A 4,597-nucleotide genomic window follows, 5' to 3' on the forward strand; every position below is an offset into this window, starting at 1 on the left:
GTCGCCGCGTACAGCATCGGTTCGACGCCGATGTCCGGATCTTGCCCGAGGACGGCGTTCGCGGCCTTCATCCCGACCTTCATCAGCGGGTTCCCGCTCTCCGCGGCGGTCCGCATCTGGAGGTTCGTGTCCGCGTAGCCGGGGTGGCAGGCGACGCTGCGGATCCCGGCGACCTCCTCGGAGTCGTCGAGCCGCCGCTGGAGCTCGTAGGCGAACAGCAGGTTCGACAGCTTGCTGCGCCCGTACGCCTGCCACTTGCCGTACGACCGCTCCCAGTTGAGGTCGGCGAAGTCCATCTCGCCCTGTTCGTGCGCGCCGGACGACTGGGTGACGACGCGCGCGTCGCCCCCGACGCCCTCGGCGGCGTCGAGGAGGGGGAAGAGGCGGCCGGTGAGCGCGAAGTGGCCGAGGTGGTTGACGCCGAACTGCGTCTCGAACCCGTCCTCGGTCTCGCTCCGCGGGATCGCCATCACGCCCGCGTTGTTACAGAGCACGTCGACCGCCTCGTAGTCGTCGGCGAGGCCCTCGGCGAACGACGCCACGGAGCCGAGCGACGCGAGGTCGCACTCGCGCACGTCGAGGTCGCCGTCGACCGCGCCGCCCGCGTCGGCGCGGATCTCGGCGGCCGCGTCCTCGGCGCGCTCGACGCTCCGGCACGCCATCACGACGGTCGCGCCCTTCGCGGCGAACTCGCGGGTCCCCTCGAACCCGAGCCCGCTGTTCGCGCCGGTGACGACAACCGTCTTCCCGTCCAACCGCGGCATGTCTTCGGCCGTCCAGTCGGTCATGTCTGGAGGGTGGGGCGTCACGGTGAGAAACCTGTCGGCCGGATCGGAGGTCGTCCCCCCGTGCGAGACGCTCCCGAACAGGGCGACGAGACGGCGTCTGCCGCGGAGATACACTTTCACCGCGCCGCCGGTGCGTTTTTAACTGCCTCGGTGGAAGGGAGGGACACCGAATGACGTCCTTCCAGTCGACGATCGGCGACGAGGAGGGGATCGCGGAGGAGCTGGCCGAGGGCCAGCGCGAGATCTCCATCGCCGAGTTCTTCGAGAAGAACAAACACATGCTCGGGTTCGACTCGGGCGCTCGCGGGCTCGTCACCGCCGTCAAGGAGGCGGTGGACAACGCCCTCGACGCGACCGAGGAGGCCGGCGTCCTCCCCGACATCTACATCGAGATCGAGGAGGTGGGCGACTACTACCGGCTCATTATCGAGGACAACGGGCCGGGCATCACCAAAGAACAGCTCCCCAAGGTGTTCGGGAAGCTTCTGTACGGCAGCCGGTTCCACGCCCGCGAGCAGTCCCGCGGCCAGCAGGGGATCGGCATCTCGGCGGCCGTGCTCTACTCTCAGCTGACCTCCGGCCAGCCGGCGAAGATCACCTCGCGCCCGAAGGGCCAGTCGCGGGCGCAGTACTTCGAACTCATCATCGACACGGACACGAACGAGCCGGAGATCCAGGCCGACGAGGAGACGACGTGGGACCGCCCCCACGGCACGCGGATCGAACTGGAGATGGAGGCGAACATGCGCGCCCGCCAGCAGCTCCACGACTACGTGAAACACACCGCGGTCGTCAACCCCCACGCGCGGCTCGAACTGCGTGAGCCGGGGCTCGACGAGCCGATGAAGTTCGAGCGCGCGACCGACGAGCTTCCGGCGGAGACCCACGAGATCCGCCCGCACCCGCACGGGGTCGAGCTCGGGTCGCTGATCAAGATGCTGGAGGCGACCGAGTCGTACTCGGTCTCCGGATTCCTCCAGGAGGAGTTCACGCGCGTCGGCAAGAAGACCGCCGACAGCGTCATCGACAACTTCCGCGACGTGTACTACGGGCGGGAGCTGTCGTGGTCCCCGCCGCGCGCCCACGACGACCGCGACGTCGCGAGCGCGGTGGCCGAGGCGGTCGCCAACAAGGGCAAGGACGCGACGACCGCCTTCGCGGAGGGCGTCGCCGAGACCGTAGCGAACAACGACCGGCTCGCTCGCTCCGAACTCGCCGCGATCGTCGACGAGGTCGCGGAGACCGTCGAGGACGACACGGGCAAGACGTTCGGCGGCACCGTCCGCGAGAACGCGGTCGACGCCGCGTGGCGAGCGATAACCGGCGTCGGCGGCGACGAGGACGGAGACGCGGCCGACGCGTCCGATGAGGACGACGGCGGCGAGGCCACGGAGTCCCCGCTCGTGCCCGACGTCTACGCGCTGGTCGACGACGCGACGTCGACCCGGAAGGACGACGCCGCGGTCCGGGCGATGGCCGAGGCGCTGGCGCGCCGGTTCGAGAACCTCGACGGCGACGCGTTCCGGGTCACGCTCGACGACCTCGAACGGCTCGTCGCCGACGCGGCGTCGTTCGTCGCCGAGCAGCGAGACGCGACGTTCGGCGAGACCGCCCGCGAGAACGTCGTCGACGCGTTCTGGTCGCGGGCGCGGACGGTCCCGGACGACCCGCCGAAGGTGACGGCGATCGCGGGGAGCCGCGACGCGGCAGCCGACTTGTTGGAGGCGATGCGGACGACGGACATCCTCGCGCCGCCGACCGACTGCCTCGCGCCGATCACGGAGGAGCTCGTCGAGGCGGGGCTGCGCAAGGAGTACGACGCGGACTTCTACGCGGCCGCGACCCGCGACGCCGACGTCCACGGCGGCGACCCGTTCATCGTCGAGGCCGGCATCGCCTACGGCGGGGAGATCCCGTCGGAGGGGTCGGTCGAACTGCTGCGGTTCGCGAACCGCGTCCCGCTGGTCTACCAGCGCGGCGCGTGCGCGACCACGGACGTGATCAAGTCGATCGGCTGGCGGAACTACGGGCTCGACCAGCCCGGCGGGTCGGGGATGCCGAACGGGCCGGCGGTCATCAGCATCCACGTCGCCTCCACCAACGTCCCGTTCACGAGCGAGTCGAAGGACGCGCTCGCGAACGTCCCCGAGATCGAAGACGAGATCGAACTGGCGGTCCGCGAGGCGGCCCGCGAGCTGAAGTCGTTCCTCAACAAGCGGCGCTCGATGCAACAGCGCCGGGAGAAACAGGACGTTCTCGGCCGGATCCTCCCCGAGATGGCCGACAAAGTGTCGGAGGTGACGGGCCGGTCGCGCCCCGACATCGACGGGGCCTTGGCGCGGATCATGAACAACGTCAGCGTCGAGCGAGAGGTGAACGGCGAGACGGTGACGCTGGTGGTCGAGAACCACTCGGACGTGAACGAACAGCTGGAGATCACGGACATCGTCTCGGCGGAGCCGACCGACCTCTCGGACGGGACGGCCGTGGACATGGACGGCGAGTGGTTCGTCCAGTGGAAGCCCGAGGTGCCCTCGGGCGACGAGCGGGAACTGACGTACGCGGTCGACGGCGACGCGGAGTTCGAGGTCAGCGTCGGCGGCGTGGAGACGGAGAAACTGACGGTGAACGCCTAAATGACGACCGAAAGCGACGCACGAGACGAGCTGATCGACCTGGCCGCGGACTTCTACGACCAGTTCGCGGACGGGAAGATCCCCGAGATGACGCTCCCGACGCGGACGAAGAGCAACATCGAGTACGACGAGGCGAGCGGCGTCTGGACCTACGGCGACCGCACCTCGACGCGCAGCGCCAACTCGGTGCGGGGCGCGCGCAAGCTGCTGAAGGCGGCGTACACGATCGAGTTCCTCGCGGACCAGCTGGACGACGACCGCTCGTCCACGCTGCGTGAGCTGTACTACCTCTCGGAGTCGTGGGACAACGACGAGGCGCAGTTCAAGAGTCAGGACGAGTCGAACGACCTCGTCGAGGACCTCGAGATCGTCACGGGCGTCACCCGCGAGGACTTCCACATGCGGCCCGAGGAGTCCGGCGCGAAGGTGATGGGCCCGCTGGAGATCCGCGAGCAGACCAACCGCGGCGACCGTGAGATCCACTGCCAGCTCGACGTCGGGCAGGGCGGCTACCAGATCCCCAACAACCCGGACACGATCGAGTTCCTCGACAACGACGCCGAGTTCGTCCTCTGCGTCGAGACCGGCGGTATGCGCGACCGGCTCGTCGAGAACGGGTTCGACGAGGAGCACGACGCCCTGGTCGTCCATCTCGGCGGCCAGCCCGCCCGCGCCACGCGCCGGCTGACGAAGCGGTTCCGCGACGAGCTCGACCTCCCCGTGGTGGTGTTCACGGACGGCGACCCGTGGTCCTACCGGATCTACGGCTCCGTGGCGTACGGTTCGATCAAGTCCGCGCACCTCTCGAAGTACCTCGCGACCCCCGAAGCGCGGTTCATCGGGATCCAGCCCGAGGACATCGTGGAGTACGACCTCCCGAGCGACCCGCTCGCGGACTCCGACATCAACGCCCTCGAATCCGAGCTGGAGGACCCCCGGTTCCAGACCGACTACTGGGAAGAGCAGATCGAACTCCAGCTCGACATCGGCAAGAAGTCCGAACAGCAGTCGCTGGCGAGCCGCGGCCTCGACTTCGTCACCGACACCTACCTCCCCGAGCGCCTCGGCGAGATGGGCGTGTTGTAGGGGGACAAGCCCAGACCAAAAGCGGTGGCGCGTGCCTGCGAGCGTGCCGCCGAAGGCGGCCGCGAGTCAGCACGCGCGAGGGAGTCG

General features: G+C 69.0%; 3 protein-coding genes. 2 read left to right on the forward strand and 1 reads right to left on the reverse strand.

Going from position 1 to position 4,597, the window contains the following annotated elements; translation table 11 throughout:
- On the reverse strand, positions 1 to 788 hold a 788-nt coding region (locus C472_RS16030), incomplete at its 3' end, for an oxidoreductase (protein WP_006630913.1).
- Positions 789 to 958: 170 nt separating this feature from the next.
- Here C472_RS16030 and C472_RS16035 point away from each other — a divergent pair.
- Both C472_RS16035 and C472_RS16040 read left to right on the forward strand, forming a co-directional pair.
- Complete coding sequence (locus C472_RS16035; RefSeq protein ID WP_006630914.1) at positions 959 to 3,424, forward strand: DNA topoisomerase VI subunit B; 2,466 nt, start codon at positions 959 to 961, stop codon at positions 3,422 to 3,424.
- Entirely contained in the window at positions 3,425 to 4,510 is a 1,086-nt protein-coding gene (locus C472_RS16040) for a DNA topoisomerase IV subunit A (RefSeq protein ID WP_006630915.1), read from the forward strand.
- Positions 4,511 to 4,597: the final 87 nt, after the last annotated feature.

The organism is Halorubrum tebenquichense DSM 14210 (assembly GCF_000337415.1).
Classification (GTDB): domain Archaea; phylum Halobacteriota; class Halobacteria; order Halobacteriales; family Haloferacaceae; genus Halorubrum; species Halorubrum tebenquichense.